Below are 4783 nucleotides of genomic sequence, written 5' to 3'. Positions count from 1 at the left end.
TGCATTGAGCGGGGATGAGCAATCACGGGAGTTGCCGTGTCGCGATAACCAGCGACTCCGAGATGTTGATCGTGGCCACTCCCTTGCCAGGCAGCGGTGAAACGAACCACCCCGGTGATTCGCTTCACTTTTGGCGATGCCAGCGTCACTTGTCGGCACACGCCACCACCGCAACCCCGCCCCCCCGTATCGGCCGTGAAGACGTCAACGGTCCGCAAGCCGTCGCGCGATTTCACCTAGCGTGGTGCCGCCGGTGATCCCGAGACCGGACACGGCGACGAACCCCCGGTTCGGTTTGGAGCCGTCAGGGCGCCGGGTGTTCGCTTTGACAGCGTCGTCGGCGACGACGAGCAAATGCACACCGGGCGGAATGTCGGGGTCGGCGAACACCACGGCCAGCGCGCCGTAGGACGGCGGCACCTGGTCACGCAACCATTCCCAGGTGTCAGTGGGTTCGGCGGCGATGAACAGTCGCCCCACATCTTCCGCGGCTTCGGGCAGGAAGGTGAACAACTCACGCCGCAGTGTGGCTTTGACGGCGGGGTCGTCTTCCCCGGTCACGGGATTCGGCCATTGCGGGGTGAGCAGGGTTGCGAGGGAGTCGAACACGATATTTCGCCCGTCGTCCCCGGGATACTGCCGACGCAGGGCGTATACCGGCTCGCCGTCCATGACGATCCGCGCCTCGTAGTGCTGAACGAAGTTCAGGCGCTTCAGGTGTGGGCCGGGCACGTCGGCGGCAAGCCACGACAACGTCCGGTCAGCCAATGCCTTGGTACTGGCGGAGTCACCGCCTTCGATCCGGAAGCCCCGCGGGGAGTGCACCAAAGCCGGTTGCTCGGAATGACGCACCAGCACGTCGTCTTCGTATTCCAGGAGATAGACGAGAACGATGTGCACCGTGGAACCGGGACCCCGTGCAGTAACACTGGGCGGTTCATCGCGGCTAACGTACGTCGCCTCGTCGTTCTGGGGGCCGGAGTTACGGACAGGCTTGGCTATCGCGGCTTCGACTTCCTCGGCGCTCGCGCCGACAGTGTCGGCGATGGACTGCGCCAGTTCGGGTGTCAGCTCGGCGGTCCCCCGCTCCAGTCTCGATATGAACGCCTGCGACACCTGGACACGCTGGGCGAGAGCCCGTTGACTCAGGCCAGCCTTCGTCCGCATCGCGACGAGTGGAGAGACGCCTGCGGGGAGCCGGTAGAGGTTGTCGACTGGAATTCCTGCCGCTTCGGCGATCCGCTTGATACGACTGGGAGTCGGCGTGACGCCGTGCTCCTCCCACAGACTCACCATCTCGGCGTCGGTGTCGATCAGCTGGCCGAACTCAGCGCGGGAAAGCCCTGCGGCCTCGCGCGCCCGGCGTAGCACGGCGCCGTCGAAAGCCCTCGCTGAAGAGACGGGCACACCGCCCCCTTCCGGTCCCGGCGACACGCTCAAATCGAATTATAAATCAAGTGAGCACAACCCTGGACTGATATGCTCTCAATTTGAGATTCGATTCTGGAGGTCATGATCGGGTAACGAAAAAGACCGCGAGTGGTGGTCCATACCACGACATCGCGGCCCTTCTATCGCCGCTTCCGAGGTACAACTCGAAAAGCGGACCGGGTCGGAACCCGGAAACGTACAACGCAGACCGTCTGGAGGTCTATTCATGAGTCTAGCATGTCCGAAAACACGTTCACAACGCCGCGCGTACCGGCGTGTCGCATCACCGTGTGACCGGTGCCGTGGCACGAAGCGCCACGGCTGCGGGCCTCGCGATGAGCATTGAAGAGGTCGCGTCTCGTGACCGACGCCCGGTCGCGGTTGGACGCTGGGCGCCGAACCTGCCCGCTGACGAGTGGGCGGTGATCGAAGGTTTCGTCCTGGCAGCGGTAGCCGGCTGCGAGGGACGCACGCCCTGCTCCACCCGGGTGATGACACGGCTGGTGTCACGGCTGACGGTGTGGGCATATCGCCGTGGGCTGCCGCTGGAGCCCGACGTGGTGTTCCGGCGTCCTGTCGTCGGTATGTTCATCGAGCAGGACTGCGCCCAACTTTCGAAGTCAACGCGGGGCACTTACCGGTCCCGTCTGTTACGGATGGGTGAGGTTTTGGCCCCGGAACATCAGAGCACCGGTCTACCGGGACTGAATCGGGAAAACACCATCTGCCCCTACTCCCCCGTTGAGCAAGCGGCGTGGCGCTCGTGGGCTGCCGGACAACCGACCGCCGCCCGGCGAATGGACACGAAAGTTCTGCTGGCACTCGGGCTGGGCGCCGGACTCACCGGCGGGGAGATCGGTAATGTCCGGCACGGCCACATCACCGTCGATGACGACGGCGTACTCGTCCATGTCGTCGCTGGCCGAGCACGGGCCGTTCCGGTGCTCGCCACCTGGGAACCCGATCTGATCGCACTGGCGCACTCCAGCACCGACCCCGAGACATTCGCATTCCGCCTTGGCGCGGGCCGTCCCAACCCGAACGTGATCAACCACTTCACGAAGAAGGGCGACCATGCGTCTCCGTCGACCGCACGGATGCGGACGACCTGGATCACCGGACATCTGGCCGCAGGTGTCCCCGCCAGGGCCTTACTTGACGCCGCCGGGGTACAGGGCTTCGACGCTTTCGCCCGCTGTGTCTCCTACCTTCCCGCCGTGGACCTCGCCCGCGCACGGTCCCTGCTACGCGGGGCGGGATAACTACATGTCCGGTGCAACGGTGCGTGAAGACGAGAGATTGGAGCGGCGCTGTGCGTCGTTGTTCCCTCACGAGACACGTTGCCCGGCACGAACATTCAAAGGCACACACAGCGCGAACACGGTGCAGCTCGCCGCGGAGATCATCGACTGTTCCGGCGTGGTGGAAAAACTCGCAGCATGGCGCCGCGACGATGATCCTGGACACGGAATGCGCGGTGGACGGCCCGCGATGTTCACCGACCGGCAGGTGCTGATCCTGCACATGGCCCACGCCATCGCCGGCGAGCCGCTGCTCATCACCGAGCTTGCTAACACCGTGTGCTCTCGCCTGAACCGCCCCAGCCGGAAACTCTTGCAACTGCCGGATGAGATCGGGCACCGCGCCCACCGCGATGTGTATACGAATCTGCGGCGCGCCATCCGCCGCCTGGTCGACGTGATCGACTCTGCACCGTTCTCCACCGGACGCCGACTGCCCAACGCCGAGGTGTGGCGGCGGCGTACGCTCCGCGAAACTATGTCCGCCGAACTCGCCGAAAAACTCCGGCGCACAAGCTGGGTTACCAACCAGCTCTTACACACCGTCTACCGCGCCCTTCCGGCGGAGGTCCGTTCGGCATGGAAGGGGACGATCTGTGTGGACGGCACCGCCGTGCCGGTATGGGGCACCCGAGGCACCCCGCGCAGCGTACAACGCGACCCCGAGTCCACCTGTAGTCCGGAATTCGACGCCGGATGGTATGTCCGTGAAGCCGACGATCACGCCGACAACAAACGCTTCTCCAGAACCCGGGACAAAGTCGTCTACGCCTACGAGGCCACCATCGCGGTCATGTCCAAGGACCCCACCGTGTCCGGTCCGGTTCCACCACTTGCGCTGTCGATGTCGCTGGAGCGGCCGTCCGGGCGGGTCGCCGAGAACGCCATGGTGTGCGCCGAAGAGATCGTGTCCCGGGGATTGCCAGTCAACTACTTTGTCGCCGACCGCGCCTACCTGCCCAGCGCCAGCGTCGAAAAACTCCAGGGGCCGCTGAAAGCATTGGGTTACAAGCTCGTAGCCGACTTGAAGAAGACTCAGCTCGGCATCCAGGATCAACACGCCGGCGCCATACAGGTAGAGGGAACCTGGTACTGCCCAGCCATGCCCAAGGCTCTCGTCAACACAAGCATCAACCACCTCGACGGAAGCATCGACGACTCGGTCTACTCGGTCTACCGGGACCTGATCGACTCCCGCCGCGACTACCAGCTCCAGGTGAAAAGCCGGGCCGACCACAACGGCGTCGTCCAGATGCGCTGCCCGGCGGCCGGCCCATCGGCGACCGTCGACTGCCCGCTCAAACCGAGAAAAGGCAGGAAAGCAGCCAAGCTGCGGACTCACATCGTTGACCCGCCGACACATCCCGACCGGATCTGCACCAACTCCGAGAGCACCGCCTTCGGACCCGAGACGGGCCTCAAGCATGGACAGGCGGTGCCCTACCGCAGCAAGGAGTGGTACGAGCTGTACCACACACCGCGCAATACCGTCGAAGGGCTGAACGGGATCGTCAAGAACGACGCTCACTCCGCGCTGGGCAGCCCTGGGCTTCGCCGTGCTCGCGGCTACACGATCCAATGGCTGTACACCAGCTTCCTTTTGTGCGGTACCAACATTCGCGTGATCGATGCTTTCCTGGCGAAAAAGCCGCGAGCCGTCACCTGCCGGCCACCGCTACTACGCGACCGCAGGAGACGGGGGAAAACCGTGGCTTCGTACCTGCCGAACGCTCACGGGCCACCGCTTGTCGGCCCGGCCGCTGAAGCCGCCAGCACTCGATAAAGCTCCCCTCGCCGGGGAGCCACAGGCCGTCGCACGGTGAGCGAAAAACGCTCTCGACCGGCCGCATGGCAACCATACGGCGCCCGCGAACCTACGAGAAAACCACTTCCGACGATCACCGGCAGGGGCTTTCTCGATGGAGCGATTTACCGCTGGGTTTTGCACATATCCGCTGGCAGGTAGTGCAAATACCCCAAAGTGGAGCTGCCGGGAATCGAACCCGGGTCCTACGGCATACCCTCAAGGCTTCTCCGTGCGCAGTTCGCTC

3 protein-coding genes and 1 other RNA gene are annotated in these 4783 nt (G+C 64.4%); 2 read left to right on the top strand and 2 right to left on the bottom strand.

The window, feature by feature from the left end; genetic code table 11:
• Positions 1-204: 204 nt before the first annotated feature.
• Positions 205-1407 carry a helix-turn-helix transcriptional regulator gene (locus tag AC2VON_RS19885; protein ID WP_486954483.1) on the bottom strand — a complete coding sequence of 401 codons (1203 nt, stop codon included), beginning with the start codon at positions 1405-1407 and terminating at the stop codon, positions 205-207.
• A gap of 359 nt (positions 1408-1766) precedes the next feature.
• On the opposite strand from AC2VON_RS19885, the gene AC2VON_RS19880 reads away from it, so the two are divergent.
• Both AC2VON_RS19880 and AC2VON_RS19875 read left to right on the top strand, forming a co-directional pair.
• Positions 1767-2693, top strand: a complete 927-nt coding sequence (locus AC2VON_RS19880) for a hypothetical protein (protein WP_486954482.1) — start codon at positions 1767-1769, stop codon at positions 2691-2693.
• Between the two features lie 121 nt (positions 2694-2814).
• Complete coding sequence (locus tag AC2VON_RS19875; RefSeq protein ID WP_486954481.1) at positions 2815-4515, top strand: hypothetical protein; 1701 nt, start codon at positions 2815-2817, stop codon at positions 4513-4515.
• A gap of 196 nt (positions 4516-4711) precedes the next feature.
• Here AC2VON_RS19875 and ssrA read toward each other — a convergent pair.
• Positions 4712-4783, bottom strand: a transfer-messenger RNA (tmRNA) gene (ssrA, locus tag AC2VON_RS19870); the annotation flags it as partial.

This window comes from Mycobacterium sp. TH-M82, from assembly GCF_057473605.1.
Note: the sequence above shows the minus strand (reverse complement) of the source record. Positions and strands in the feature narration are given on the sequence as shown.